The organism is Pseudomonas mendocina (assembly GCF_003008615.1).
Lineage (GTDB): Bacteria > Pseudomonadota > Gammaproteobacteria > Pseudomonadales > Pseudomonadaceae > Aquipseudomonas > Aquipseudomonas mendocina_C.
In genome coordinates this window covers 4,143,616-4,169,566 of the sequence record NZ_CP027657.1, presented here as the reverse complement: position 1 = coordinate 4,169,566, position 25,951 = coordinate 4,143,616, and the positions used below count along the sequence as shown (strand labels likewise).

The following is a 25,951-nucleotide window of genomic DNA, read 5'->3' as shown; positions in this document are numbered from 1 at the left end:
GCGTAACGCTAGATGCTTTGCGTTACCGCTTAGCCTTCGGCGCTCTCGGCAGCCGCGGCTTCTTCGACGAACTCTTCAGTCGCGCCGCCAGCGTTGCTGCGACCACGGATCACGGCGTCAGCCATAGCACCCATGTACAGCTGGATGGCGCGGATGGCGTCATCGTTACCCGGGATGATGTAGTCAACGCCTTCCGGGCTGCTGTTGGTATCGACGATGCCGATAACCGGGATGCCCAGCTTGTTGGCTTCGGTGATAGCGATGCGCTCGTGGTCAACGTCGATCACGAACAGTGCGTCCGGCAGGCCGCCCATGTCCTTGATACCGCCCAGGCTGCGATCCAGTTTTTCCAGATCACGCGAACGCATCAGGGCTTCTTTCTTGGTCAGCTTGGCGAAAGTACCGTCCTGGGACTGAACTTCCAGCTCACGCAGACGCTTGATCGAGGCGCGGATGGTTTTGTAGTTGGTCAGCATGCCGCCCAACCAGCGGTGATCGACGAACGGCGAGCCGCAACGAGCAGCTTCTTCGCGAACGATCTTGCCAGCGGAACGCTTGGTGCCGACGAACAGGATCTTGTTCTTGCCAGCAGCCAGCTTCTCAACGAAAGCCTGAGCTTCGTTGAACATCGGCAGGGTTTTTTCGAGGTTGATGATGTGAATCTTGTTACGCGCGCCGAAAATGTACTTGCCCATTTTCGGGTTCCAGTAACGGGTCTGGTGGCCGAAGTGCACACCGGCCTTCAGCATATCGCGCATGTTGACTTGGGACATGATAGTTCCTTGATAAGTCGGGTTAGGCCTCCACGTATCCCAGCTTCCAACCCTCGAACTTGTCGAAAGGCACCCAGGAAACCGTGTCGATACGTGTGTGGGTTTGAGCTTTCGGACGTACCGCCCGTAAAGCGGCGCGTTTTATACCACACAAAGCCGCGACAAGCTACAAACCTCACGCCACAACACCTCAACATCGGCATGTCACTTGCCTCGCCCTTCGCTACCTGTGGGGCTTGCGCCGCGTAGCTGTTAATATAAGCACCTTTTCCGTGTGCACCCGAGAGCCCGATATGACCGTCACCCTCAAATCCCCCGAAGAAATCGAGAAAATGCGCGTGGCTGGCCGCCTGGCCGCCGAAGTGCTGGAGATGATCGGTGAGCACGTCAAACCGGGCGTCACCACCGACGAGCTCGACCGCATCTGCCACGACTACATCGTCAACGTGCAGAAGGCCATTCCCGCCCCGCTCAACTACAAGGGCTTCCCCAAGTCGATCTGCACTTCGATCAACCACGTGGTGTGCCACGGCATTCCCAACGATAAGCCGCTCAAGGACGGCGACGTGCTGAACATCGACGTCACCGTGATCAAGGACGGCTACCACGGCGATACCAGCAAGATGTTCATGGTCGGCAAGGTCGCCGAGTGGGCCGAACGCCTGGCCAAGATCACCCAGGAGTGCATGTATAAAGGTATCGAGCTGGTCAAGCCGGGCGCTCGCCTGGGCGATATCGGCGAGGTGATCCAGAAGCACGCGGAAAAGAACGGGTTCTCGGTCGTGCGCGAATACTGCGGCCACGGCATCGGCGCAGTATTCCATGAAGAGCCGCAGGTGCTGCACTACGGCAAGGCCGGCACCGGCATGGAACTTAAGGAAGGCATGACCTTCACCATCGAGCCAATGATCAACCAGGGCCGCCCGGAAACCCGCCTGCTCGGCGACGGCTGGACCGCCATCACCAAGGATCGCAAGCTGTCGGCACAGTGGGAACACACCGTGCTGGTCACCGCCGATGGCTACGAGATTCTCACCCTGCGCAGTGATGACACCATCGCGCGCACCTCGGCCTGAGGCCACACCAAGAACCGCAAAGGTGCGCACGGCGCACCCTACGAACTCTATATAAGGAAGGCACCTGCATGCCGCAGATGGACCCCGAACTGTTTGACCCCGGTCAGTTCCAGGCCGAGCTGGCCCTCAAATCCAGCCCCATCGCCGCATTCAAGAAAGCCATCCGTGGTGCGCACGAGGTACTGGATGAGCGCTTTCGCAGCGGACGCGATATCCGCCGCCTGGTCGAAGACCGCGCCTGGTTCGTCGACCAGATCCTGCAGGAAGCCTGGAAGCGCTTCACCTGGAGCGAAGACGCCGACATCGCCCTGCTCGCCGTTGGCGGCTACGGGCGCGGCGAGCTGCACCCCTACTCCGACATCGACCTGCTGATCCTCCTCGACAGCGCCGACCACGAGATCTTCCGCGAGTCCATCGAAGGCTTCCTCACCCTGCTCTGGGACATCGGCCTGGAAGTCGGGCAGAGCGTGCGCTCGGTAGAGGAATGCGCCGAAGAGGCGCGCGCCGACCTGACGGTGATCACCAACCTGATGGAAAGCCGCACCATCGCCGGCCCCGAGCACCTGCGTCAGCGCATGCAGCAAGTGACCAGCACCGACGCCATGTGGCCAAGCAAGCACTTCTATCTGGCCAAGCGCGAAGAGCGCAAGGCGCGCCACAGCAAGTACAACGACACCGAATACAACCTCGAGCCAAACGTCAAAGGCTCGCCCGGTGGCCTGCGCGATATCCAGACCGTGCTCTGGGTCGCGCGCCGCCAGTTCGGCACGCTCAACCTGCAGGCTCTGGTCGGCCACGGTTTCCTGCTGGAAAGCGAGTACGCCCTGCTCTCCTCCAGCCAGGAATTCCTGTGGAAGGTGCGCTACGCCCTGCACATGCTCGCCGGCCGCGCCGAAGATCGCCTGCTGTTCGACCACCAGGCGAAGATCGCCGCGCTGTTCGGCTACAAGGACGGTGACGGCAAGCGCAGCATCGAGCACTTCATGCAGAAGTACTACCGTGTGGTCATGGGCATCTCCGAGCTGTCCGACCTGATCAACCAGCACTTCGAGGAAGTCATCCTGCGCGCGGGTGAAAGCGGCCCGGCCACGCCACTGAACAGCCGCTTCCAGGTGCGTGACGGCTATATCGAGGTCACCCACCCGAACGTCTTCAAGCGCACGCCCTTCGCCATCATCGAAGTATTCGTGCTGATGGCGCAGAACCCGGAGATCAAGGGCGTTCGGGCTGACAGCATTCGCCTGCTGCGCGACAGCCGCGACCTGATCGACGACGACTTCCGCAAGGACATCCGCAACACCAGCCTGTTCATCGAGCTGTTCAAGTGCAAGGAAGGCATCCACCGCAACCTGCGGCGGATGAATCGCTACGGCATCCTCGGCCGCTACCTGCCGGAGTTCGGCCATATCGTCGGGCAGATGCAGCACGACCTGTTCCACATCTATACCGTCGATGCGCACACCCTCAACCTGATCAAGCACCTGCGCAAGTTCCGCTGGCCGGAGCTGGCGGAGAAATTCCCGCTGGCCAGCAAATTGATCGACAAGCTGCCCAAGTCCGAGCTGATCTACCTCGCCGGTCTCTACCACGACATCGGCAAGGGTCGCGGCGGCGACCACTCGGAGCTGGGCGCGGTAGACGCCGAAGCCTTCGCCCGCCGTCACCACCTACCGGCCTGGGACAGCGCATTGATCGTCTGGCTGGTGCAGAACCACCTGGTGATGTCCACCACCGCGCAGCGCAAGGATCTGTCCGACCCACAGGTAATCCACGACTTCGCCCAGTTCGTCGGTGATCAGACCCACCTCGATTACCTCTACGTGCTGACCGTGGCCGACATCAACGCCACCAACCCCAGCCTGTGGAACTCCTGGCGCGCGAGCCTGCTGCGCCAGCTCTACACCGAGACCAAGCGCGCCCTGCGCCGCGGCCTGGAAAACCCGCTGGATCGTGAAGAGCAGATCCGCCAGACGCAGAGCGCCGCGCTGGATATCCTGGTGCGCAGCGGCATCGACCCGGACGACGCGGAACAGCTGTGGAGCCAGCTCGGTGACGACTACTTCCTGCGCCACACCGCAGGCGACGTGGCCTGGCATACCGACGCCATCCTCCAGCACCCCAACAATGGCGGCCCGCTGGTGTTGATGAAGGAAACCACCCAACGCGAGTTCGAGGGTGGCACGCAGATATTCATTTACGCGCCGGATCAGCACGACTTCTTCGCCGTGACCGTAGCCGCGATGAGTCAGCTCAACCTGAACATTCACGATGCGCGAATCATCACCTCCACCAGCCAGTTCACCCTCGATACCTATGTAGTGCTGGACGCCGACGGCGGCTCGATTGGTGACAACCCGGCACGTATCCAGCAGATTCGCGCGGGCCTGATCGAAGCCTTGAAGAACCCGGACGACTACCCGACCATCATCCAGCGTCGCGTACCACGCCAGCTCAAGCACTTCGCCTTCGCCCCACAGGTAACGATCCACAACGACGCGCAGCGTCCGGTGACCGTTCTGGAACTGACCGCTCCGGATCGCCCCGGTCTACTGGCACGTATCGGGCGGATCTTCCTCGAATACGACCTGTCGCTGCAGAACGCCAAGATCGCCACGCTCGGCGAGCGAGTAGAAGACGTGTTCTTCGTCACCGACGCCAACAACCAGCCATTGTCGGATCCGGAGCTCTGCGCTCGCCTGCAGGAAACCATCATCGCCAAGCTCTCGGAACCGAGCACACCGAGCCCGACGCAGATCACCTTCTAAGGCCCGACCGATGAGGCGATACAGACCGCCGCCTCATCGGTCGGGATGGTTCGCGGTCAGATCCTGAAGCTGTCCACCAGCTGCTTGAGTCGCCCGACCTGCTGATCCAACTCGGTACAGGCGCTCAGGCTGGCCTGCAGGTTGCGCACGCCATCCTGGTTCAGCGTGTTGATCTCGGTGATGTCGACGTTGAGGCTCTCGATCACCGAGGTCTGCTCCTCGGTGGCGGTGGCCACGGACTGGTTCATACCATCGATCTCACCGATGCGCCGGGTCACGCCACGCAGGTTTTCCCCCGCCTGCCCGCCGATGCGCACGCTATCGTCGCTGAACCGACGGCTTTCGGTCATGGTCGCTACCGCGTCACGGGCACCGGCCTGCAGTTGCTCGATCATCTGCTGGATTTCCAACGCCGAGCTTTGCGTACGCTGCGCCAGGTTACGCACCTCGTCGGCCACCACGGCGAAACCACGCCCTGCCTCGCCCGCACGCGCAGCCTCGATGGCCGCGTTGAGCGCCAGCAGATTGGTCTGCTCGGAAATCCCCTTGATCACGTCAAGGATCTGGCCGATGTCGTTGCTCTTCTCGCTGAGCAACTCGATGTGCTTGCCCGAGGCCTGAATCTTCTCCGACAACTCGCTCATCGAGCCCAGGGTGCGCTCCACCATGCCCTGGCCTTCCTCGGCATCGCGGCGGGCGTCGCTGGCCTGCACCGAAGCGTCGGCGGCATTGCGCGCGATCTCCTGGGCGGCCGCGCCCAATTCGTTGATCGCCGCCGCGACGCTGTCGGTACGTGCAGCCTGCTCACTGGAGTTGCCCATCGAGGCATTGGAGGCCTGCACCACGGTGCTCACCCGCGCATGCACTTCGCGGGTCGCCGAGGCCACCTCACGGATCGACTCGTGAATACGCTCGACGAAGCGGTTGAAGGCACCAGCCAAGTCACCGAATTCATCACCGGAGTTGATCGTCAGACGCTGCGTCAGGTCACCCTCGCCCTCGGCGATGCCACCCATGGCATGGCTCATCACGTGCAGCGGACGCAGCAGGATACGGATCAGCGCCCCCAGCAGGATCAGGATGGCCACCACACCGATGACAGTGACCATCAACGCAGAGACGCGAAACTCGGTGAGCGCGGCGAACGCCTTGCTCTCGTCGACCGAAAGACCGACGTACCAGCGTACGCCTGCCAGCCCCTGCACCGGCAGGAAGGTGACAAGGCGCGCACCGCCGTCGATGGCCGACGCGCCCTGTAGGCCGGCCGCCAGGCGCGGCGCACCGCTGGGGAAGATATCCGCAAGGGTCTTGAGCACCAGGCTCTTGTCGGGATGCACCAGCACCGTGCCCTTGTCGTCGACCAGAAAGGCGTAGCCCATGCCGCCGAGGTCGAAGGAGTTGAGGATGTCGTCCACCGTCTGCAACTTCAGATCGCCTCCCACGACGCCCTGCAGAGTGCCGCCAGCGCTGACCGGACGGGTGATGGTGATCAGCAGACCGTCACGTGGATCGGCCGCCAGGTAGGGCTCGGTCAAACCCGGGCCGTTGCTACCCAGCGCGCTCTTGTACCAGGGACGCTGGCGCGGATCGTAGCCGGCAGGCAGCTCGCTGGGCGGATACTGGGTGTAGGTGCCATCGGTCTGGCCGAAATAGGTATAGAGGAAGGCCGAGGCGACGCTGCGGTGCTGCAGGTTCTTGCTCAGGGCCTCGGGCGAGGCATCGTCCTGCACGGACTCGGCGACGTTATCCAGCAATTGCATACGTCCCGTGAGCCAGTGCTGAATGTTGCCGGTGGACACCAGGCCAACGTCGTTGAGGTAGTTCGACAGGCTGTCACGAATCGCGTTGCGTTGCAGGTAATCGTTGTACAGCGCGAACGACGCGAAAGCCGCAATGACCACCAGGGAAGCAGCCAGCATGATCTTGTGACTGAATTTGAGGGTGCGCATGGAGAAAGCTCGCCAAAAAGAAGGGGTGAACGGGTACGCCTGGATTATCGGCCCGGCGTGCACCGTCTTGAGGCAGCCCGGCATCGGTTTGGCGACCTAAACGGATGGAAAACGGACGGACGAAGGGAATTTCCCCGAAAGGCCTGCCGTGCTAGTGTCGCCAGCTTTGTCGCCGCCTCACAAAGGACTCGTCGGATCATCATGAACCACGCCCTCGCCCAGTTGCAGCCCTACCCCTTCGAGAAACTCCGCGAACTGCTCGGCAGCGTGCAGCCTGCGGCGGACAAGCGCCCCATCGCCCTGTCCATTGGCGAGCCCAAGCACCGCTCGCCCGACTTCGTCGGCAAGGCGCTGACCGACAACCTCGACAAGCTGGCGGTATACCCCACCACGCTGGGCCTGCCAGAGCTGCGCCAGAGCATCGCCACCTGGTGCGAGCGTCGCTTCGGTGTACCGCAAGGCTGGCTGAATGCAGCGCGCCATGTGCTGCCGGTCAACGGCACCCGTGAAGCGCTGTTCGCCTTCACCCAGGCTGTTGTCGACCGCAACGCCAAGGGCCTGGTGGTCAGCCCCAACCCGTTCTACCAGATCTATGAAGGTGCGGCGTTTCTCGCCGGCGCCGAGCCGCACTACCTGCCCTGCCTGGAAGCTCACGGTTTCAATCCGGATTTCGACGCCGTGCCCAGCGAGGTCTGGCAGCGCTGCCAGATCCTGTTCCTCTGCTCGCCGGGCAACCCCACTGGCGCACTGATTCCGCTCGCCACCCTGAAGAAACTGATCGCCCTGGCCGATGAGCATGACTTCGTCATCGCCGCCGACGAATGCTACAGCGAGCTGTACTTCGACGAAGACGCGCCACCGCCCGGCCTGTTGAGTGCCTGCGCCGAGCTGGGCCGTAATGATTTCAAACGCTGCGTGGTGTTCCACAGCCTGTCCAAGCGCTCCAACCTGCCAGGCCTGCGCTCCGGCTTCGTGGCTGGCGACGCCGACATCCTCAAGCACTTCCTGCTGTATCGCACCTACCACGGCTGCGCCATGCCGGTACAAACCCAGCTGGCCAGCGTCGCTGCCTGGAACGACGAGGCGCACGTACGCGCCAACCGCGACATGTACCGCGAGAAGTTCGATGCCGTGCTGGACATTCTCGGCCCGGTTATGGACGTGCAGCGCCCCGACGGCGGTTTCTACCTGTGGGCCCGCACACCGGGTGACGACACCCTCTTCACCCGCGATCTGTTCGCCAGCGAGCACGTGACCGTGGTGCCAGGCTCCTACCTGTCGCGCGAAGTGAATGGCGTCAATCCGGGGGCCGGTCGCGTGCGCATGGCACTGGTTGCACCGCTGGCCGAATGCATCGAAGCAGCCGAGCGGATCGCGCGCTTCATTCGCGGCGCCTGACGGTTCGGTACGCGCGACGGCAAGCAGGATCGGCCTGAAGAAGCGGTGCGCACGGCGCACCCTACGTGACCCGCATCTACCCGCCCGTAGCCCGGATGCAATCCGGGATCATCGACCGAATAGCGCGCTCAGCCCTTGTGCAAGCGCGCCTCGGCGATATCCAGGTCGCGCAGAATCTCACTCAGCAGGTCATCGTCCAGCTCGTTGTCCTTGCGCATCCGGTACAGCTCCAGACGCTGAGTGCGCAATGCCTGCAAGCGCAGGCGATATTCCATGCGATCCATCTCGCGCTGATCCTCACGCGACTCTTCGGTATCACGGGTACGCGATAACAGGTCACGGTATTCGCTCATCAGCTTGGCCTTGATCTCGACCGACGCAATGGCGCCGTCGGCGTCAGCCGCACGTTCATCCTCGCGCTCCAGATAGCGAATGGCAGACTCCAGCACCTTGGCGCGATGCCGGTTCAGCTCACGCTCATGCAGCGCCGCATTGTCTTGCGGCAGTAGCGGCAAAATCCGCGGCAACGCGGCACTGGCCACCAGCAGTGACAACAGAATCACGCCGGCAGCAATCAAGATCAGCAGATCACGCTCCGGGAAAGCCTCACCACTGTTGAGCAGCAACGGCAGCGACATAACGCCCGCCAAGGTGACAGCCCCACGCACACCGCCCAGGGTCAGCACCGCGCTGAGTGCCACCCGCGACTGCCCGGCAAACCGTGTCGGCAGCCCTCGCCAGCGCCGAAATGTACCGGACGCACGCCAGTAGCCATACACCCAGACGAAGCGCAGCAACATCATCACGGCATAGATCGCCACCACGCACAGCAACGCCCATAGCGCAAAAGACCAGGAGTCGTCATGCGAGCCCAGCGCCGCACCAAGGATGTCCGGCAGTTGTAGCCCCAGCAGCAGGAAGATCAGGCCGTTGAAGGTGAACTCCAGCAGCGTCCATACGCTGCGATTGAGCATCCGCGTGGTGGTCTGCCGCGGCAGCAGATCCAGCCGGCTCTGCATCATGCCGGCTGCCACCGCGGACAGAATGCCGGACAGCCCCAGGTGCTCGGCAGCCACATAGGCGGCGAATGGCAGCAGCAGAAGCAACAGCACATGCGGCGCCGGATCCTCCCAACCGCGGCCGATCATCCACGCACGCAGGCGCCCCAGCAGGTAACTCAGCGCGACGCCGACCAGCAACCCGCCGACAGCCACCAGGACGAACTGCAGGCTGGCGTCGCCGAACGAGAAAACCCCGGTCAGCGTCGCCGCCACCGCGAACTTGAAGGCCACCAGGCCAGAGGCGTCGTTCATCAACGCCTCGCCCTGCAGCAGGTTGTTCAGGGTGGCGGGCAGGCGCCCATGAGTGATCGCCGACACGGCCACCGCATCGGTGGGCGACAACACGGCAGCCAAGGCGAAGCAGGCCGCCAGCGGCACCTGCGGCAGCAACCAGTGAATGAAATAACCAGCTCCCAAAATGGTGAAAAACACCAGGGCGAAGGCCAGCAGCAGAATCGGCGTGCGCAACTGGCGGAACTGCCCTTTGGGCATGCGCCAGCCATCGACGAACAGCAGTGGCGGGATGAACAGCAGCAGGAACAACTCCGGCTCCAGACGCACGTGCAGCCCCAGCACGGGAATCGCCAGCAAGGCGCCGATCAGTATCTGCAAGAGCGGCAACGGGACTGGAATGAACTGGGCGGTGATACGGGTGCCGCTCACCACCAGCAACATGATCAGGATGGTGTAGAGGAGTTGCATGGGCCTGCCTCAAAGAAGATAGGCTCATTCTAGAGACTCGCGCGCCGACGATGCGAGCCATGTTTCAAAGTATGACCAAAGTAATGCAGCAGCCCGCCCCGAGATTTCGACAACCGAAAAAGCGCCGCAGGACTGCAGCGCGTCGCGGCTGTTCATGGCTGACTTAGCCGTCATGAGCTATCTGTAACACTCTGGCCCAACAGAGACGCTATCCGGCACACATGGCATAATGGCCGGCCAAATTTCGAAGACAGACCGCGCCCGCCCAGTGGGGCGCCAGATACATAGGAAGTGCAATGAGTTACGTCCTCTACGGCATCAAAGCCTGCGACACCATGAAGAAGGCTCGCACCTGGCTCGACGAACACAAGGTCGAGTACGCCTTCCACGATTACAAGAGCGCGGGCATCGACCGCGCCAGCCTGGAGAAGTGGTGCAACGAGCACGGCTGGGAAACCATCCTGAACCGCGCCGGCACCACCTTCCGCAAGCTTGATGACGTGCAGAAAGCCGATCTCGACCAGGCCAAGGCCATCGACCTGATGCTGGCCCAACCGTCGATGATCAAGCGCCCGGTACTCGAGCTGGGCGGCAAGACCCTGGTCGGCTTCAAGCCGGATAACTACCAAGCCGCGTTGGCCTGATCAATCTCACCCCGATTTCGTTGCAAGGAAACCATTCATGACCACCTCTCTGTTCAGCATTGCTTTCGGTGTCGGCACCCAAAACCGCCAAGGCGCCTGGCTGGAAGTCTTCTACGCCCTGCCGCTGCTCAACCCTAGCAGCGAGCTGGTAGCCAAGGCTGCCGAGAAACTCGGCTACCAGGGCGGCAACCAGGCCATCGCCTTCTCCACCACTCAAGCGGGTGAGCTGGCCGAAGCGCTGAAAGGCATCGACGCCGCCCAGGCCGCTCTGCTGACCCGTCTGGCTGAAAGCCACAATCCGCTGGTCGCCACGTTCCTGGCCGAAGACGCCGCGCTGAGCAGCACGCCAGAGGCCTACCTCAAGCTGCACCTGCTGTCGCACCGCCTGGTCAAGCCGCACGGCCTGAACCTGGCCGGCATCTTCCCCCTGCTGCCCAATGTCGCCTGGACCAGCCAAGGTGCCGTCGACCTGGCCGAGCTGGCCGAGCGTCAGTTGGAAGCACGCCTGAAGGGCAACGTGCTGGAAGTGTTCTCGGTGGACAAGTTCCCGAAAATGACCGACTACGTAGTGCCGGCTGGCGTGCGTATCGCCGACAGCGCGCGCGTGCGCCTGGGCGCCTACATCGGTGAGGGCACCACCGTGATGCACGAGGGTTTCGTCAATTTCAACGGCGGTACCGAAGGCCCGGGCATGATCGAAGGTCGCGTCTCCGCCGGCGTATTCGTCGGCAAGGGTTCGGATCTCGGCGGCGGCTGCTCGACCATGGGCACCCTGTCCGGTGGCGGCAACATCATCATCAGCGTCGGTGAAGGCTGCCTGATCGGTGCCAACGCCGGTATCGGCATCCCGCTGGGCGACCGCAACACCGTCGAGGCCGGCCTGTACATCACCGCAGGCACCAAGGTGAACCTGCTCGACGAGGGTAACGCCCTGGTCAAGGTGGTCAAGGCACGCGAACTGGCTGGCCAGCCGGATCTGCTGTTCCGTCGCAACTCGCTGACCGGCGCCGTGGAGTGCAAGACTCACAAGTCGGCTATCGAGCTGAACGAAGCCCTGCACGCCCACAACTGAAAAGTTGGTTTAACGCTGCTGCGCTAGCCCATACTGCGTTGCAATAAGGCTCGGATCGGTCATTCAGATCAGTAAAGTCGCCCGCGACTCCGACCGTTCCTCGCCTTATTGCGCCTTGTCTGGCCGTCGCTCGCAACACGTTAAACCCAACTTTTAACCGCCGGATGATCTCTGGAAGCATCCATGTCACTGATCTCCCCCTGGCGCGCCGACTTCCCCGGCATTCTCGCCCTCGAGGCCGAAGGCCAGACCTATCTGGACAGCGCCGCCACCGCGCAAAAACCGCAGGCGGTGCTGGACGCCCTGCTCGCTTACCTGGCTGGTGGCGTAGCCAACGTGCACCGCGCCCAGCATCTGCCAGGCGAACGCGCCACGCGTGCCTTCGAGACCACGCGGAGCAAAGCCGCACAATGGCTGAATGCCGCCAGCGCCAATGAAATCCTCTTCACCCGCGGCAGCACCGAGTCGCTCAACCTGCTTGCCTACGGCCTGCAGCACCTCATGTCGCCTGGCGAGCAGATCGTCATCAGCGCCATGGAGCACCACGCCAACCTGCTGCCCTGGCAGCAACTGGCCAAGCGCCTCGACCTTGAACTGGTGGTGTTGCCGCTGAACGATGCGGGCGATATCGACCTGAGCGCAGCCACCAGGCTGATCGGCCCACGCACGCGCCTGCTGGCGGCCTCGCAATTGTCCAATGTGATTGGCCGCTGGCAGCCGCTGGCAGAGCTGCTGACCCTGGCCCGCGCGCAGGGCGCCATCACCGTGGTCGACGGCGCCCAAGGCGCCGTGCATGGCCGCCACGATTTGCAGGCGCTGGGCTGCGACTTCTACGTCTGCTCGTCGCACAAGCTCTACGGCCCGGACGGGGTCGGCCTGCTCTACGGCCGCAGCGATGCCCTGAGCAGGCTCCAGCACTGGCAGTTCGGTGGCGAAATGGTGCTGGACGCCGACTACCAGGATGCGCGCTTTCGCCCTGCGCCCCTGGGTTTCGAGGCCGGCACGCCAGCAGTCTCGGCGGTCATCGCCCTGGGCGCGGCACTGGACTGGCTGAGCAGTCTGGATCACGCCGCCGTAGCCGCCCATGAAGCAGCGCTGCACAGCGAACTGCTGGCAGGTCTCGCCAGCCGCCAGGGTGTGCGCCTGGTGGGTGAACCTCGACTGGCCCTTGCCTGCTTTCATGTCGATGGCGTGCATAACGCCGACCTGGCTCATCTGCTCAGCGAACAGGGCATCGCCGTGCGCGCCGGGCACCACTGCGCCATGCCGCTGATGAAAGGCCTGGGCCTGAGTGGTGCGATTCGTGTTTCGCTGGGCCTGTACAACGATGGCGACGACCTGCAGCGATTCTTCAGCGCACTGGATAGCGCCCTGGAGCTTCTGCGGTGACGGAAAGCATGCCACCCGCCGCCCAGGACGCACTGGAGGCCTTCAGCAACTGTCCCGGCTGGGAGCAACGTGCGCGTTTGCTGATGCAATGGGGCGAGCGCCTCGAGCCGCTCAGCGATGAAGAGCGCCGGGAAGACAATCGTGTGCACGGCTGCGAAAGCCTGGTCTGGCTGCTAGCCGAACAACGAGATGGCAAGTGGCACTTTCGCGCCACCAGTGACGCCCGCCTGCTGCGCGGCCTGCTCGCCGTGCTGTTGGTACGTGTCGAAGGCTTGAACGGAGAAGAACTGACCGCGCTCGACCTGGCCGACTGGTTCCACCAGTTGGGCCTGCAACGTCAACTCTCTCCTTCACGCAGCAATGGTCTCAATGCCGTGCTGCAACGCATGCGCGAGCTCGCCAGCTAGGCAACTCGCACCGCCGGTCTATGCAGCGCAACCGCGCTCGCGCATCGTCAGCCCACGCAGGAAATTGCGCAGAATCTGGTCGCCGCACTCCCGGTAGTGCTTGTGCCCCGGCGCGCGAAACAGCGCGCCGAGTTCGGCCTTGGTCATCGGCAAGTCAGCCAATTGCAGAATGGCCTGGATATCGTCATCGCGCAGCTCGAAGGCCACTCGCAGCTTCTTCAGCACGATGTTGTTGCTCAGACGCTTGGCCACCGGCATAGGTGGCCGGCTTTCATCCTTGCCACGCTTATGGAACACCACCCCTTCGAGAACATGGGCCAGCAACGCATCGTTGCAGGATTGATATCCGGCATCGTCCTCAGGCAGCAGGCAGGCGGAAATCAGACTCGGTGCTACGGGGTAGTCGGCCAGCTCGCACAGCGACGCCAGCTTGGCGTCACTGACATTCAGCAGGTAGCGCAGGCTACGCAGCACATCGTTATTGGTCATGTTTGGGACTCTTGGGAGAAATGAGGGTCAATCCAGTGCCGTCTGAGCCGGAACACTGGGTCGCCACTCATCGGCGTTGCCAGTGTTGAGCGCCTGCTGCAAACGCTGCAGATCACCGCGCTCGGCGAAGCGCCGCAGGCTGACGTTGAACTGCTGCAGCAACTCGGCGCTCTCGGCGTCGTCCTTGCGGAACATCAGGCGCAGCGGCTCGGTATTCAATTGACGAGGATGGTGGACGATGTTGCCACCATCCTTGGGAAACAGACGGCGCAGCATTGCGTAGCCAACCGCACGATCCTGCGGGTGCAGGTCGATACGCCCCAGCTCCAGCAGTCGGAAGCTGGTGTCTTCCTTGCCGCTCTGCTCCACGTTCAAGCGCCCGGCCTGCATGGCCGCGTCGAATGCCGGGCCGTAGGAATAGCCCAGAGTCGTACCGATGCGGTAATTCAGCAGATCGTCGACGGTCGTCCAGTCGAAGGCATGATCACGGCGATAGAACAGCACGATCTCTCCACGCACCACAGGGTCGCTGCAGATACCGTAGTTGAGCCGACTGGGCGTACAGCTGTAGGGCATGATCGCGTTCAAATGCCCCTGCTGCAGCATCAGCACGTTGCGATCCCAGGGATGGAAGATGTATTCGACGTCGTAGCCGACATCGGCGAATACCGCGCTGACCAGACGCCCCAGAGCGCCACCATCAGCGCGCTCCTGATCGATATAGGGTGCCCATTCGCCAGTGCCGATACGCAATTTCTGCAGTTCGGCCTGAGCCGGCACCGAGATCATGGCGGCCAGCAACGCAAACAGCGCCAGGGAGGCGAGCATCCGTGCCCGAAGCCCTCTCAGCGAGACGCGGAAAAAACGCCGGGAGCGTTTTTTGGCGTCGCACTGCGACGGCCCGCAGGGTTGCCGCCAGGGATGGCGGGCAACAAAGAACAGGTACGACACAGAACACCTCGAATTCCAACAACGGGCCATACATCCTGCCTCGCCGACTGCAACCACTCCTTTGGCCCAGCATAGTCAAGTACCACGTACACGCCCCTTCTTAGTGACCCAGCGCCTCTGGCAACCACCTGCCGCGCAGAGCAGATCACGCCATGAATAGCCCGCGACGACTTTTCACTCGGTTGGCTTGCGCTCTGCCGGACGTCGAGCCCCAGCCACCAGCTTGTCCACCAGCTTGGCCGCAGCAGCCATGCCGAAGCTGGCGGTGACCATCATCACCGCGCCGAAACCTCCCGCGCAGTCCAGCTTCACCCCCTCGCCGACGAAGCCCTTGGCCTGGCAGACCGTGCCGTCCGGCTTGGGATAACGCAACTGCTCGGTGGAAAACACACAGGGCACGCTGTAGGTGCGCCCCGGCGTACGGGAAAAGCCATAGTCGCGGCGTAGCATGCTACGCACCTTGGCTGCCAACGGGTCGTTGAAGGTCTTGTTCAGATCGGTGACCTGAATCTGCGTCGGGTCGACCTGCCCGCCAGCACCACCAGTGGTGACGATCTGAATCTTGCGCCGCTTGCACCAGGCAATCAGCGCCGCCTTGGCCGGCACGCTGTCGATGCAGTCGATCACCCCGTCGAGTTGTTCGGTGATGTACTCGGCCATGGTTTCGCGGGTGACGAAGTCCGCCACGGCGTGCACCACGCAAGCCGGATTGATGGCGCGAATGCGCGCGGCCATCTCATCGACCTTGGCCTTACCGACCGCACCTTCGACAGCATGCACCTGACGGTTGGTGTTGGTGATGCAGACGTCGTCCAGGTCGAACAGGGAAATCTCGCCCACCCCCGAACGCGCCAGCGCCTCGGCCGCCCAGGAGCCGACCCCACCGATGCCGACCACCGCCACGTGCGCCGCCGCCAGGCGCTGATAGCCCTCCTGGCCATAAAGCCGGGCTATGCCGCCGAATCGCTGATCGTCTGTGTTCATCTCACCCCCTGAACGAAGCCGCGCATTATAGGGATAGCGCTCTGCCCACCCAAGTCCACCAGACAGCCGGAGGCACCCGCGCAGGCAGTAGTTTTTCAGGCAGCCTGCTAAGATGGCGGGCTTTCACGCCAGCCGCTGTACCGGAGCCATCATGACCGCCCCTCTCTCCCCGACGCTCGAACTCGCCTTCGACCTGATCCGCCGCCCATCCGTAACCCCGGTCGATGAGGGCTGCCAGGAACTGATGATGCGCCGCCTGGCCGCCTGCGGCTTCGCGGTGGAGCGCATGCGCATTGAAGAGGTGGAGAATTTCTGGGCCAAGCGCGGTGGTGACGGCCCGGTGCTGTGCTTCGCCGGCCATACCGACGTAGTGCCCACCGGCCCGCTGGACGCCTGGCAGTACCAGCCGTTCGACGTCTGCGTCGATGCCGACGGCATGCTCTGCGGCCGCGGCGCGGCGGACATGAAAGGCAGCCTGGCGAGCATGATCATCGCCGTCGAGCGTTTCGTCGCCGACTGCCCCAACCACAAGGGCGCCATCACCTTCCTGATCACCAGCGACGAAGAAGGCCCGGCCCAGCACGGCACCAAAGCCGTGGTCGAGCGCCTGCGCGAACGCAACGAGCGTCTGGACTGGTGCATCGTCGGCGAACCGTCGAGCACCACCCTGCTCGGTGACGTGGTCAAGAACGGCCGTCGCGGCTCGCTCGGCTGCACCCTCACCGTGTACGGCAAACAGGGCCACGTGGCCTACCCGCACCTGGCGAAGAACCCGATTCACCTGGCCGCTCCGGCGCTGGCCGAGCTGGCTGCCGAGCACTGGGATCACGGTAACGACTACTTCCCGCCGACCAGCTTCCAGATCTCCAACCTCAATTCCGGTACCGGTGCCACCAACGTCATCCCGGGTGAGCTGAAGGCTGTGTTCAACTTCCGTTTCTCCACCGAATCCACTGTCGAGGGCCTGCAGCAGCGCGTCACCGCCATCCTCGACAAGCACGGCCTGGACTATCACCTGGAGTGGGCGCTGTCCGGCCTGCCCTTCCTCACTCAGCCGGGCGAGCTGCTGGACGCCGTGGCCGCCAGCATCCGCAACGTCACCGGCCGTGAAACCACGCCGTCGACGTCCGGCGGCACCTCGGACGGGCGCTTCATCGCCACCCTGGGCACCCAGGTGGTCGAACTCGGCCCGGTCAACGCCACCATCCACCAGATCAACGAGCGTGTATTGGCCAGCGACCTCGACCTGCTCACCGAGGTTTACTACCAGACCATGGTGAAATTGCTGGCATGAGCCTGATCTGCCCCATCTGCCAAGCGCCACTTGAGCCCAGCGACAGCGGCCTGGCCTGTGCGAACCGGCACAGCTTCGACCGCGCGCGGCAGGGTTACTACAACCTGCTGCCGGTGCAACACAAGAACAGTCGCGACCCTGGCGACAACGCCGCCATGGTCGAAGCCCGCCGGCGTTTTCTCGACGGCGGCCACTACGCGCCGCTGGCCGCGCGCCTGGCCGCACTGGCGGCTGAGTACAGGCCCGCGCGCTGGCTGGATATTGGCTGTGGCGAGGGTTACTACACCGAGCAACTTGCCCGCGCCCTGCCCCATGCCGATGGCTACGCCCTGGATATCTCCCGCGAGGCAGTCAAGCGCGCCTGCAAACGCGCCGCGCAATTGAGCTGGCTGGTGGCGAGCATGGCCCGCGTACCGCTGAGTGACGCCAGCTGCGAGCTGCTGGCCAGCGTCTTCAGCCCGCTCGACTGGGCCGAGGCCAAGCGCCTGCTCGCCCCTGGCGGTGGCCTGCTGCGCATGGGGCCGACCCGTGTGCACCTGATGGAACTGAGGCAGAAGCTGTACGACGAGGTGCGCGACTACGACGACGAGAAGCACCTGGCACTGATCCCGCCCGGCATGCACCTGGCCCACAGCGAAACCCTCGAATTCCCGCTGCACCTGAGCGACGCTCAAGCCCGCGCCGACCTGCTGGCCATGACGCCACATGGCTGGCGCGCCAGCGCCGAACGCCGTGAAGCGGTTATTGCCGAGCCCTTCGAAGTCACCGTTGCCATCCGCTACGATTGGATCGTCAAAACCCCGAGCCCAAGCTCTCAGGATTAGAAGCCATGCGCCAACCCGATATCGAGATCTACCTGAAAGACGCCGAGCGCGACGCCGTGGCGCAGTGGCTGGGCGACGCCCTTGGCCCGTGCAGCGAGTGGCAGCAGAAAGGCCAGACCTTCAAATGCAAGGCCGGCGATGTACCGGTGACCTGGCTGCCGAAAGCCGTGGGCAAATGGCACAGCCTGTACCTGGAAAGCGACGCCACGCCCTGGGCCGACGACCTGGCCTGTGCCCGCGCGGCCCATGCCGCACTCGGTGTGCAGGTTCGCTGCGCGCCCGGCACCTGGGTAGAAGACGAGAGCGATGAGGAAGCCGACCGCTGGATCAAGGTCGATGCCGACGGCGAGACGGAAATCATCTGGCGTACCGAATAACCCGGTAAATCGGGGGGAGATCGACCGGGCATGCGGGTAGGGTGTCGCGGAGCCGCCCAGGTCGCGCTCACCAGGGCAGTAATGCGTTTCCGGTACGCACGGCGCACCCTAGCGAGGCATAGTCGCCAGACACAAAAGCCTCGTCCGCTCAGCCCCTACGCACCAGGCGCAAGATCGGTGCAGCCGCACCCGCCAGTGCCTCGCCCAGGCGCGCCGCAAGCCCTGAAAAATATCCAAAGACCGTTTATCGGTAAAAATATTCTTTATTTTTCAAAAACTTAATTAGTTATCTAGCTAAGCATTGGCGTACTTCCTGCTTGCCATCACCGGCATAGTTCCCTAGGGTAGTTCGCATGTGGTCCTTGATTGCCCCCATCAGTTCATTGCTGAGCGGGGTCGCGTTACTCCTGCTTGGCAATGGTCTGCTCAACACCCTACTGACCCTGCGTGGCGTCGCCGAAGGCTACTCCACCACGATGCTCGGCCTGATCATGTCCGGGTACTTCGTCGGGTTCCTGCTCGGCACCTGGCTGGCGACACCGCTGGTCAGGCGCATCGGGCACATCCGTGCGTTCGCCTGTTGCGCCGCCCTGGCCGCCATCGCTGCCCTTCTCCACCTGCTGCTGATCGATCCGTGGGTGTGGCTGGTTCTTCGCGTGCTCTACGGCCTGGCACTGGTAACGCTGTACATGGTCATCGAGAGCTGGCTCAACGCCCAGGCACCCAACGAGAAGCGCGGCCAGGTGTTCGCGGTGTACATGGCGGTCAACCTCGGCGCCCTGGCCCTGGCTCAGCAGCTGCTGCACCTGGCCGACCCGGTGCAGTTCACCCTGTTCGCCATCGCCGCCATCCTGATCAGTGCAGCACTGATGCCCATCACCCTCACCCGGCAGACGCAGCCGAACCTGCCGGAAACGCCGCCGAGCAACCTGCGCCAACTGTGGGGCATCGCGCCGCTGGCCATCGTCGCTGCGGGCTTGTCCGGGCTGGCGCTCGGCGCCTTCTGGGGCATGGCGCCGGTCTACGCCAGCCTGGCCGGTTTCGATACGCCCGGTGTCGGCCTGCTGATGACCGCAACCATTCTCGGCGGCGCCCTGCTGCAATGGCCCATCGGCATCTACTCCGACCGCCACGACCGCCGCCAGGTGCTGTTCTGGGTGGTAGTGCTGGCCGTGGCCCTGGCGCTGGTCATGAGCGTGTTGCCGGCAGGCCCCTTGCTACTCGGCGCGATCTTCATCTGGGGCGGTCTGGCCTTCGCCATCTACCCCATTGCCGTGGCGCAATTGATCGACCAGTTACGCAGCGACGAGATTCTTTCCGGCTCCGCCAGCCTGCTGATGGTCAACGGCATCGGCTCGGTGTGCGGGCCGCTGCTGGCCGGCGTATTGATGGAGCAACTGGGCGCTGGCGCACTGCCGCTGTACTTCGCCTGCACCCTCGGCCTGCTGGCCGCCTACACCCTTTACCGGCTGCGCCATGTCAGCGACCTGGTCGCCGGCGACGCCGCCCACTTCGTACCCATGCTGCGCACCAGCCCAACGGTGCTGGAGTTGATGCCCGATGCTCCGCCGCAGGAGCACGAGCAAATGGAGGACAACCCGAACCCTGCATCCTGAATACGTAAACCGGCTGTTTCGGCAAGGCCCCGAGCCTACCCCAAGCAGCCAGAAACCCGGCCCGCCGGCCGCTCGCCTTCGAGCAGAGCCGTATCGGCCACTTCTGGAGAAACAACGATGCTATTAGCTACCGACCTGGATGGAACCTTTCTCGCTGGCGACCCCGAGGATCGCCTGAGCCTCTATCAGACCATCGCCGCCCACCCCGAGATCAAGCTCGCCTACGTCACCGGGCGCAGCCTGGAAGCGGTACTGCCGTTGCTGGCCGACCCGACACTGCCACAGCCGGACTACATCATCGCCGACGTCGGCGCGACCCTGGTGCATGGCGACAGCCTGCAACCGATCCAGCCGCTGCAAAGCGTGGTCGATGCGCGCTGGCCTGGCGAAAGCCAGGTGGCCAGTGCCATCGAACCGTTCGGCCTGGAACGCCAGGACGTGCCGCAGGCGCGCCGCTGCTCCTACTTCTGCACGCCCGAGCAAGCGGCCAACCCGGCGCTGCGCGAGATCGCCGATGAGCTGGGCTGCGACCTGCTCTACTCCGCCGAGCTGTACCTGGATTTTCTACCCAAGGGTGTGAACAAGGGCAGCAGCCTGCAAGCCCTGGCCGACTGGCTGGAGCTGGATCACGATCAGGTATTGGCAGCCGGCGATACGCTCAACGACCTGTCCATGCTCAGCGCCAGCTTCCACGGCGTCTGTGTCGGCCAGTCGGAAAGCGCGCTGCTGGAAGCCACAGCCAACCACTCGCGCACCCTGCACGCCAACCGGCCGGGCTGCGGCGGCATTCTCGAAGCCTTCGCCCATTTCGGCTTCCTTGGCGAGCATGGCATCGCCGCCGAACGCCGCCAGGCCGCGCAGCCGGGCAAGGCCGAGCTGGTGATGGTCTATCACCGCCTGCCCTATGAGGAATACCGCAATGACGCCGGCAAGCTGCAGCGCCGCCGCCCCACGTCGCCCAATGGCATCATCCCTACTCTCCTAAGCTTCTTCGGCGACGGCCGCCCCGGTTCCTGGGTCGCCTGGGCCGTGCACGAGGATGGTGACGAGCCGTTCGACAGCCACACCACGGTAGACGCCGAGCGCTATCCCAAGCTCACCGCCGCACGGGTCAAGCTGAGCAAGGAAGAGGTGGACATCTTCTACAAACGCTTCTCCAAGGAAGCCTTCTGGCCGACGCTGCACACCTTCTGGGAGCGTGCCACCTTCAACGAGGACGACTGGCAGGTGTTCTGCAAGGTCAACCGCGCCTTCGCCGAGCGCACAGCGCTGGAGGCCGCCGAAGGTGCCATCGTCTGGCTACACGACTACAACCTGTGGATGGTGCCGGCCTACCTGCGCGAGCTGCGCCCGGATCTGCGCATCGCCTTCTTCCACCACACCTACTTCCCCTCGGCGGACGTGTTCAACGTGCTGCCCTGGCGCCGGCAGATCGTCGGCAGCCTGCTGCAGTGCGATTACATCGGCTTCCATATTCCGCGCCAGGTGGAGAACTTCGTCGATGTCGCCCGCGGCGTGTTCCCGCTGAAAACCCTGGAACGGCAGAACTGCGCGCCGCGCTTCATCACCTATGGCTGCGCCGTGGGCCTGGAGCGCATGACTACCGCACTGGACACCGGCACCCGTCAGGTCAAGCTCGGTGCCCACCCGGTCGGGCTGGACATCGACCGGGTACGTAACGCGCTGGAAGCACCGAAGATCAAGGAACTGATGGGCCAGCTGCGCGAGGAGATGAAAGGCGTGAAACTGATTCTGTCGGTGGAGCGCCTCGACTACACCAAGGGCATCCTGGAAAAACTCAACGCCTACGAGCGCCTGCTGGCCGACAACCCGGAACTGCTGGGCAAGGTCACCCTGGTCACCGTGTGCGTACCAGCGGCCAAGGAAATGACCGTCTACAACGAACTTCAAAGCCAGATCGAACAGGCAGTCGGCCGCATCAACGGCCGCTTCGCCCGCATCGGCTGGACACCGCTGCAATTCTTCTTCCGCAGCCTGCCGTTCGAGGAAGTCAGCGCCTGGTACGCCATGGCCGACGTCATGTGGATCACCCCGCTACGCGACGGCCTCAACCTGGTGGCCAAGGAATTCGTCGCAGCGCAAGGCCTGCTCGGCGGACGCGGCGTGCTGGTGCTGTCGGAATTCGCCGGCGCAGCGGCCGAGCTCAAGGGCGCCCTGCTGACCAACCCGCACGACCCGGCCGACCTGGCGCACACCTGCTACCTGGCGCTGAACCTGCCCAAGAGCGAAGCCCAGGCGCGCCTGCGCGAGCTGTTCGACATCGTCTGCTACAACGACATACGCCGCTGGGGCGAAGATTTCCTCTCAGGCGTGCAGGTGCAGGAAGAGCCCGAGCCACTGACGCTGGCAAGCTGAAACGCAATGCCGCCCAGCCACTCCTACGGTGCTCATCTGCTCGGTAGGAGCGGCTTCAGCCGCGACATATCCAAACCACTTGCAGGGTGCGCCGCGCGCACCAAAGCGGGCGAATGGATAATGACGAGGGATGGAACGGGCTCACCCCTCCTGACTATCGATCACGCAATTGATCATCCACGGCACACCGAAGCGGTCGGTGAGCATGGCAAAACGGGTCGCCCAGAAGGTGGACTGCAATTCCATCTGCACCTCGCCACCGGCCGACAACGCCTCGTACAGGCGCTCGGCTTCGGGCACATTGTCCACCTGCAGAGATATGGAGCAGCCCTTGATGCCTTGGTGCGGATACTGCGGGATGGTGTCGGAAGCCATCAGAATCTGGTCGCCGGTAGTCAGGCAGACATGCATCACTCGGTCGTGAAACTCCGGCGGCACCTCACTGGCATCCGGGCTTTCGCCGAAGCGCATCAGCTCCAGCTTGCCGCCCAGCAGCTCGGCGTAGAAGTTGAAGGCATCCTCGCACTGGCCGTCGAACATCAGATAGGCATGTATCTTCATCGCTACTCTCCTTGACTGTCACTGCTCATGCGCGCGCGGATACGTTCTTCCTGCTCACGCAACTCGGGGGTGAACTCGGCGCCGAAATCCTCGGCTTCGAAAATCTGCCGAATCTCGATATCGGACTCGCCAGGCATCGGGTTGGGGCAACGCTTGACCCAGTCGATGCAGGCCTGCAACGACTCGACCTGAAAGATCCAGAAACCGGCCACCAACTCCTTGGTTTCCATGAACGGGCCATCGATCACCGTGCGCTGCGCCCCGGAGAAGCGCACCCGCGCGCCCTTCGCGCTCGGGTGCAGGCCCTCGGCTGCCTGAATCACACCAGCGGCCGCCAGCTCCTCGTTATAAAGGCCCATGGCCGTGAGCAGCTCCTCGGAGGGCATCAGACCAGCCTCGGAATCCGCAGTCGCTTTGACAATCACCATGAAACGCATCGCCTTTCTCCTTGTTCGAGTCGACGTCGCACGCAGGATAGCTCCCTACGGCTGACAGTGAACCCAGGTCGGGGTTCTATGCAGTAGTCGAACAGGCGACGGACGAATCGACAGGCACGCTGAAATATTCTCGGTGCGCACAGCGCACCTTACGAAACCGCGCGATCACGTAGGGTGCGCCGTGCGCACCGCCGACTATCCTGAATCTGCCGGCAAGACTTCAGGAGACAGGGAATGTCCAACTACCGCCGAGCTCGCGACGCGGGCGCCTGCTATTTCTTCACGCTGATCAGCCACCAATGCCACAGCACATTGACCGATGCACCGCTGCGCGCAGCTCTAAGGCGTGCCATCGAGCAGGTACGAAGCCAATATCCCTTCTCTATCGAAGGCTGGGTGCTCCTGCCCGATCACCTGCATTGTCTCTGGCGTCTACCACAGGGTGATGCTGACTTCGGCCTGCGTTGGTCGATGATCAAACGCCTGACCTCGCAGGCCGTGACCATGCCGGGAACAGTCAGCCTGAGCCGTAACCTGCGCCGCGAATCAGGCCTTTGGCAGCGGCGCTTCTGGGAACACCGCATTCGCGATGAGGAGGACTACTCCCGGCATCTGGATTACCTGCATTTCAATCCGGTACGCCATGGCCTGGTGCATCGAGTAGAGGACTGGCCGTGGTCGAGCTTCCATCGGCTGGTGAGAAAGGGGGTATATCCAGCGAACTGGGGCGGTAATACCAAAGTGGACGATGGCGAATATGGCGAATGACCCGCTGCGCACGGCGCACCCTACGGAACCGTAATCCTCGTAGGGTGCGCCGTGCGCACCGAATCCAACTCGGATCAGACGCGGAAGCGGCTGACCATCGATTGCAGCTGGTTGCCCAGGCGCGCCAGCTCGGCCGAGGATTTGGCCGTCTCGTCACTGGCGGTAGCGGTCTGTTCGGCAACGTCGCGCACGTTCAGCACACTGCGGCCGATTTCCTCGGCCACCGCGCCCTGCTGCTCGGCAGCAGCGGCGATCTGCTGGTTCATCGACTGGATGTTGGACACCTTGTGGTTGATCACGCCCAGCGCATCACCGGCCTTGCGCGCCAGGGCCACGCTGCCCTCGGTGAGGCTGCGGCTTTCCTGCATGACGCTGGCCACCTGATGGGTGCCGCGCTGCAGGGCAGCGATCAGGGTTTCGATTTCCTCGGTGGACTGCTGGGTGCGCCGCGCCAGACCGCGCACCTCGTCCGCGACCACGGCGAAACCACGACCGGCCTCACCGGCACGCGCCGCCTCGATGGCGGCATTGAGCGCCAGCAGGTTGGTCTGGTCGGCAACCGCCTTGATCACGTCCATGACGCTGCCGATCTTGTCGCTCTCCTGCTGCAGCAGGTTCATGGCGTCGGTGGAGCGCGCCATTTCTTGCGCCAGCTCCTCGATCTGCTCGATGGCCTCGGCCACCACCTGATCGCCCTGATGCGCTTCACGATCCGCATCCGAAGCAGCCAGCGAGGCCTGTTCGGCGTTGCGCGCCACCTCCTGCACGGTGGCGGACATTTCCTGCATGGCGGTAGCCACCTGATCGGTCTCCAGCTTCTGGCTGTTGACTCCGGCACTGGTCTGCTCGGTCACGGCCGAAAGCTCCTCGGCAGCGCTGGCAATCTGGCTGACGCTGTCGCGAATGCCACTGATCAGCTGGCGCAAGGTATCACCCATGCGCTGCACACCCTGTTGCAACATGCCCAACTCGTCGCGCCGTGTGGTTGGCGGCAGTGCCGTGAGATCGCCCGAAGCGATGCGCTCGACCACCACCAGGGTGTCGCTCAGCGGGCGGGTGATCTGACGGGTGATGACCCTGGCCGAGAACACGCCCAGTGCCAGTGCCAGCAGCGTGGTGATGATCTGCAGGCTACGCGCGGCAGCGGTTTCGCTGTCGCGTCGGTCGATCTGAACCTGCGCCAGCGCCTCGCTCAGCCTGACGATCTCGTAGCCCTGCTGGGTCAGCTCGACGCGCGCGGCAACGATGGTGTCGTTGGCCTGACGAAAACGCTGCACCGCCAGCCGATAGTCATCCAGACCACCGCGCACGGTATCGATGGCCGCGCTCTGCTCGCCGGCGAAAGCCGCGGCCAGCTCATCGATGCTCTTCACCGCGCGCTCGACCTGGGCGGTCACCAGTTGCTCGGTCTGCGCATTGGGATTGGCCGTGTAGCCGCGCACTTCGTAACGCGTCAGTTGCAGGTTTTCACGCACGTCACGCACAGCCTGATAACGACCAGGACGGCGCTCATCGTATTCGCTCATCTGCTGCACGACGCTGTAGAGGCTCTCCAGGTCGGCGAACGCCTTGCGCGCCTGCACGCCCATTGCTTCACGGGCGGCGCGCGCCTGGCGATAGGCCTCGACCATACGGCTGAAAGACTGCTGATAAAGCTCGATCTGCTCGGCCTGCTGCGCCAGCAGACGCACGTTTTCCTCACTGCGGAAACGGCTGCGCACATCGGCATGGGCAGTGCTGTAGTCGGACAGCGACTTCTGCACCTGCTCGGCAATTTTCTCGTCGCCATCGTCCAGCATGTAACGCAGGCGATTGACCCGCAGCTCGCTGAGCAGGTTGTTGAGGTGGCTGATGTCCGCCGTCCAGTCGCTGCGCTGAATCAGACTGCCCATGCTGTTCCAGGAAACGCTGGCGAGAACCAGGGTCAGTGCCAGCACCAGGCCGAAGCCAAGCGCTAGCTTGCGGGTGACGCCAAGATTGGCGAACCAGGTGTTCATAAACATTCTCCAACTGCGGATATTTCAGGTTTCGCTGGAGA

At 63.5% G+C, this 25,951-nt stretch carries 22 protein-coding genes; 13 read left to right on the top strand and 9 right to left on the bottom strand.

The annotated features are described in order from the left end of the window. Positions 1-29 precede the first annotated feature (29 nt). Positions 30-773, bottom strand: a complete 744-nt coding sequence (rpsB, locus tag C7A17_RS19405; RefSeq protein ID WP_099523488.1) for a 30S ribosomal protein S2 — start codon at positions 771-773, stop codon at positions 30-32. 293 nt (positions 774-1,066) lie between these two features. Between rpsB and map the strand changes: the two genes are divergently transcribed. Both map and C7A17_RS19395 read left to right on the top strand, forming a co-directional pair. Next, positions 1,067-1,849 (top strand): type I methionyl aminopeptidase, encoded by a 783-nt coding sequence (gene map, locus C7A17_RS19400; protein ID WP_106739560.1) that lies wholly within the window; start codon positions 1,067-1,069, stop codon positions 1,847-1,849. A gap of 68 nt (positions 1,850-1,917) precedes the next feature. After that, on the top strand, positions 1,918-4,614 hold the full coding sequence (locus tag C7A17_RS19395; RefSeq protein WP_106739559.1) for a [protein-PII] uridylyltransferase: 2,697 nt from the start codon (positions 1,918-1,920) through the stop codon (positions 4,612-4,614). A gap of 56 nt (positions 4,615-4,670) precedes the next feature. On the opposite strand, the gene C7A17_RS19390 is transcribed toward C7A17_RS19395, so the two are convergent. Further along, the gene (locus C7A17_RS19390; RefSeq protein ID WP_106739558.1) at positions 4,671-6,563 is read right to left on the bottom strand and encodes a methyl-accepting chemotaxis protein; all 1,893 of its coding nucleotides are present in this window, start codon (positions 6,561-6,563) and stop codon (positions 4,671-4,673) included. A 201-nt stretch (positions 6,564-6,764) separates the two neighbouring features. On the opposite strand from C7A17_RS19390, the gene dapC reads away from it, so the two are divergent. Further along, positions 6,765-7,961, top strand: coding sequence for a succinyldiaminopimelate transaminase (gene dapC, locus C7A17_RS19385; RefSeq protein WP_106739557.1), 1,197 nt, complete (start codon positions 6,765-6,767; stop codon positions 7,959-7,961). A 128-nt stretch (positions 7,962-8,089) separates the two neighbouring features. Here the strand turns inward: dapC and C7A17_RS19380 are convergent, their stop codons facing one another. Beyond that, on the bottom strand, positions 8,090-9,724 hold the full coding sequence (locus C7A17_RS19380; RefSeq protein WP_106739556.1) for a Na+/H+ antiporter: 1,635 nt from the start codon (positions 9,722-9,724) through the stop codon (positions 8,090-8,092). 296 nt (positions 9,725-10,020) lie between these two features. Here C7A17_RS19380 and C7A17_RS19375 point away from each other — a divergent pair, with 296 nt between their 5' ends. The 4 genes from C7A17_RS19375 (at position 10,021) to C7A17_RS19360 (ending at position 13,236) form a co-directional block, all read left to right on the top strand. Next, on the top strand, positions 10,021-10,368 hold the full coding sequence (locus C7A17_RS19375; RefSeq protein WP_106739555.1) for an ArsC family reductase: 348 nt from the start codon (positions 10,021-10,023) through the stop codon (positions 10,366-10,368). Positions 10,369-10,405: 37 nt separating this feature from the next. Beyond that, positions 10,406-11,440 carry a 2,3,4,5-tetrahydropyridine-2,6-dicarboxylate N-succinyltransferase gene (gene dapD / locus C7A17_RS19370; RefSeq protein WP_106739554.1) on the top strand — a complete coding sequence of 345 codons (1,035 nt, stop codon included), beginning with the start codon at positions 10,406-10,408 and terminating at the stop codon, positions 11,438-11,440. A gap of 183 nt (positions 11,441-11,623) precedes the next feature. Beyond that, entirely contained in the window at positions 11,624-12,829 is a 1,206-nt protein-coding gene (locus C7A17_RS19365; protein WP_106739553.1) for an aminotransferase class V-fold PLP-dependent enzyme, read from the top strand. 8 nt (positions 12,830-12,837) lie between these two features. After that, positions 12,838-13,236 carry a SufE family protein gene (locus tag C7A17_RS19360; RefSeq protein ID WP_106743044.1) on the top strand — a complete coding sequence of 133 codons (399 nt, stop codon included), beginning with the start codon at positions 12,838-12,840 and terminating at the stop codon, positions 13,234-13,236. An 18-nt stretch (positions 13,237-13,254) separates the two neighbouring features. On the opposite strand, the gene C7A17_RS19355 is transcribed toward C7A17_RS19360, so the two are convergent. From C7A17_RS19355 to tcdA, 3 genes are all read right to left on the bottom strand, one after another. Further along, positions 13,255-13,725, bottom strand: coding sequence for a YehS family protein (locus C7A17_RS19355; protein ID WP_106739552.1), 471 nt, complete (start codon positions 13,723-13,725; stop codon positions 13,255-13,257). A gap of 27 nt (positions 13,726-13,752) precedes the next feature. Beyond that, positions 13,753-14,553 carry a substrate-binding periplasmic protein gene (locus tag C7A17_RS19350; RefSeq protein WP_106739551.1) on the bottom strand — a complete coding sequence of 267 codons (801 nt, stop codon included), beginning with the start codon at positions 14,551-14,553 and terminating at the stop codon, positions 13,753-13,755. Positions 14,554-14,850: 297 nt separating this feature from the next. Then, a complete protein-coding gene (tcdA, locus tag C7A17_RS19345; RefSeq protein WP_106739550.1) occupies positions 14,851-15,660 on the bottom strand; it encodes a tRNA cyclic N6-threonylcarbamoyladenosine(37) synthase TcdA in 810 nt (269 codons plus the stop codon). Positions 15,661-15,811: 151 nt separating this feature from the next. On the opposite strand from tcdA, the gene dapE reads away from it, so the two are divergent. The 5 genes from dapE (at position 15,812) to ggpS (ending at position 22,147) form a co-directional block, all read left to right on the top strand. Further along, positions 15,812-16,954 (top strand): succinyl-diaminopimelate desuccinylase, encoded by a 1,143-nt coding sequence (dapE, locus tag C7A17_RS19340; protein WP_106739549.1) that lies wholly within the window; start codon positions 15,812-15,814, stop codon positions 16,952-16,954. Next, a complete protein-coding gene (locus C7A17_RS19335) occupies positions 16,951-17,778 on the top strand; it encodes a putative RNA methyltransferase (RefSeq protein ID WP_106739548.1) in 828 nt (275 codons plus the stop codon). The genes dapE and C7A17_RS19335 overlap by 4 nt, the downstream gene beginning before the upstream one ends. A 5-nt stretch (positions 17,779-17,783) precedes the next feature. Then, positions 17,784-18,155, top strand: a complete 372-nt coding sequence (locus C7A17_RS19330; RefSeq protein ID WP_106739547.1) for a hypothetical protein — start codon at positions 17,784-17,786, stop codon at positions 18,153-18,155. A gap of 353 nt (positions 18,156-18,508) precedes the next feature. After that, entirely contained in the window at positions 18,509-19,771 is a 1,263-nt protein-coding gene (locus C7A17_RS19325) for an MFS transporter (RefSeq protein ID WP_106739546.1), read from the top strand. 117 nt (positions 19,772-19,888) lie between these two features. Beyond that, positions 19,889-22,147 carry a glucosylglycerol-phosphate synthase gene (ggpS, locus tag C7A17_RS19320; RefSeq protein WP_106739545.1) on the top strand — a complete coding sequence of 753 codons (2,259 nt, stop codon included), beginning with the start codon at positions 19,889-19,891 and terminating at the stop codon, positions 22,145-22,147. Positions 22,148-22,288: 141 nt separating this feature from the next. Here ggpS and C7A17_RS19315 read toward each other — a convergent pair whose 3' ends face one another. Together C7A17_RS19315 and C7A17_RS19310 are read right to left on the bottom strand one after the other, a co-directional pair. Beyond that, positions 22,289-22,708, bottom strand: a complete 420-nt coding sequence (locus tag C7A17_RS19315; protein WP_106739544.1) for a VOC family protein — start codon at positions 22,706-22,708, stop codon at positions 22,289-22,291. Positions 22,709-22,710: 2 nt separating this feature from the next. After that, complete coding sequence (locus C7A17_RS19310; protein WP_106739543.1) at positions 22,711-23,145, bottom strand: YciI family protein; 435 nt, start codon at positions 23,143-23,145, stop codon at positions 22,711-22,713. A 234-nt stretch (positions 23,146-23,379) separates the two neighbouring features. On the opposite strand from C7A17_RS19310, the gene C7A17_RS19305 reads away from it, so the two are divergent. Continuing rightward, the gene (locus tag C7A17_RS19305; RefSeq protein ID WP_106739542.1) at positions 23,380-23,913 is read left to right on the top strand and encodes an REP-associated tyrosine transposase; all 534 of its coding nucleotides are present in this window, start codon (positions 23,380-23,382) and stop codon (positions 23,911-23,913) included. A gap of 74 nt (positions 23,914-23,987) precedes the next feature. Here C7A17_RS19305 and C7A17_RS19300 read toward each other — a convergent pair whose 3' ends face one another. After that, positions 23,988-25,910 carry a methyl-accepting chemotaxis protein gene (locus tag C7A17_RS19300; RefSeq protein WP_106739541.1) on the bottom strand — a complete coding sequence of 641 codons (1,923 nt, stop codon included), beginning with the start codon at positions 25,908-25,910 and terminating at the stop codon, positions 23,988-23,990. Between the last annotated feature and the right edge of the window lie 41 nt (positions 25,911-25,951).

Excerpts from the sequence above, each read along its gene's own strand:
- rpsB (WP_099523488.1), bottom strand. The coding sequence starts at position 773 with ATGTCCCAAGTCAACATGCGCGATATGCTGAAGGCCGGTGTGCACTTC.
- map (WP_106739560.1), top strand. The coding sequence starts at position 1,067 with ATGACCGTCACCCTCAAATCCCCCGAAGAAATCGAGAAAATGCGCGTG.
- C7A17_RS19395 (WP_106739559.1), top strand. The coding sequence starts at position 1,918 with ATGCCGCAGATGGACCCCGAACTGTTTGACCCCGGTCAGTTCCAGGCC.
- C7A17_RS19390 (WP_106739558.1), bottom strand. The coding sequence starts at position 6,563 with ATGCGCACCCTCAAATTCAGTCACAAGATCATGCTGGCTGCTTCCCTG.
- dapC (WP_106739557.1), top strand. The coding sequence starts at position 6,765 with ATGAACCACGCCCTCGCCCAGTTGCAGCCCTACCCCTTCGAGAAACTC.
- C7A17_RS19380 (WP_106739556.1), bottom strand. The coding sequence starts at position 9,724 with ATGCAACTCCTCTACACCATCCTGATCATGTTGCTGGTGGTGAGCGGC.
- C7A17_RS19375 (WP_106739555.1), top strand. The coding sequence starts at position 10,021 with ATGAGTTACGTCCTCTACGGCATCAAAGCCTGCGACACCATGAAGAAG.
- dapD (WP_106739554.1), top strand. The coding sequence starts at position 10,406 with ATGACCACCTCTCTGTTCAGCATTGCTTTCGGTGTCGGCACCCAAAAC.
- C7A17_RS19365 (WP_106739553.1), top strand. The coding sequence starts at position 11,624 with ATGTCACTGATCTCCCCCTGGCGCGCCGACTTCCCCGGCATTCTCGCC.
- C7A17_RS19360 (WP_106743044.1), top strand. The coding sequence starts at position 12,838 with ATGCCACCCGCCGCCCAGGACGCACTGGAGGCCTTCAGCAACTGTCCC.
- C7A17_RS19355 (WP_106739552.1), bottom strand. The coding sequence starts at position 13,725 with ATGACCAATAACGATGTGCTGCGTAGCCTGCGCTACCTGCTGAATGTC.
- C7A17_RS19350 (WP_106739551.1), bottom strand. The coding sequence starts at position 14,553 with ATGCTCGCCTCCCTGGCGCTGTTTGCGTTGCTGGCCGCCATGATCTCG.
- tcdA (WP_106739550.1), bottom strand. The coding sequence starts at position 15,660 with ATGAACACAGACGATCAGCGATTCGGCGGCATAGCCCGGCTTTATGGC.
- dapE (WP_106739549.1), top strand. The coding sequence starts at position 15,812 with ATGACCGCCCCTCTCTCCCCGACGCTCGAACTCGCCTTCGACCTGATC.
- C7A17_RS19335 (WP_106739548.1), top strand. The coding sequence starts at position 16,951 with ATGAGCCTGATCTGCCCCATCTGCCAAGCGCCACTTGAGCCCAGCGAC.
- C7A17_RS19330 (WP_106739547.1), top strand. The coding sequence starts at position 17,784 with ATGCGCCAACCCGATATCGAGATCTACCTGAAAGACGCCGAGCGCGAC.
- C7A17_RS19325 (WP_106739546.1), top strand. The coding sequence starts at position 18,509 with ATGTGGTCCTTGATTGCCCCCATCAGTTCATTGCTGAGCGGGGTCGCG.
- ggpS (WP_106739545.1), top strand. The coding sequence starts at position 19,889 with ATGCTATTAGCTACCGACCTGGATGGAACCTTTCTCGCTGGCGACCCC.
- C7A17_RS19315 (WP_106739544.1), bottom strand. The coding sequence starts at position 22,708 with ATGAAGATACATGCCTATCTGATGTTCGACGGCCAGTGCGAGGATGCC.
- C7A17_RS19310 (WP_106739543.1), bottom strand. The coding sequence starts at position 23,145 with ATGCGTTTCATGGTGATTGTCAAAGCGACTGCGGATTCCGAGGCTGGT.
- C7A17_RS19305 (WP_106739542.1), top strand. The coding sequence starts at position 23,380 with ATGTCCAACTACCGCCGAGCTCGCGACGCGGGCGCCTGCTATTTCTTC.
- C7A17_RS19300 (WP_106739541.1), bottom strand. The coding sequence starts at position 25,910 with ATGAACACCTGGTTCGCCAATCTTGGCGTCACCCGCAAGCTAGCGCTT.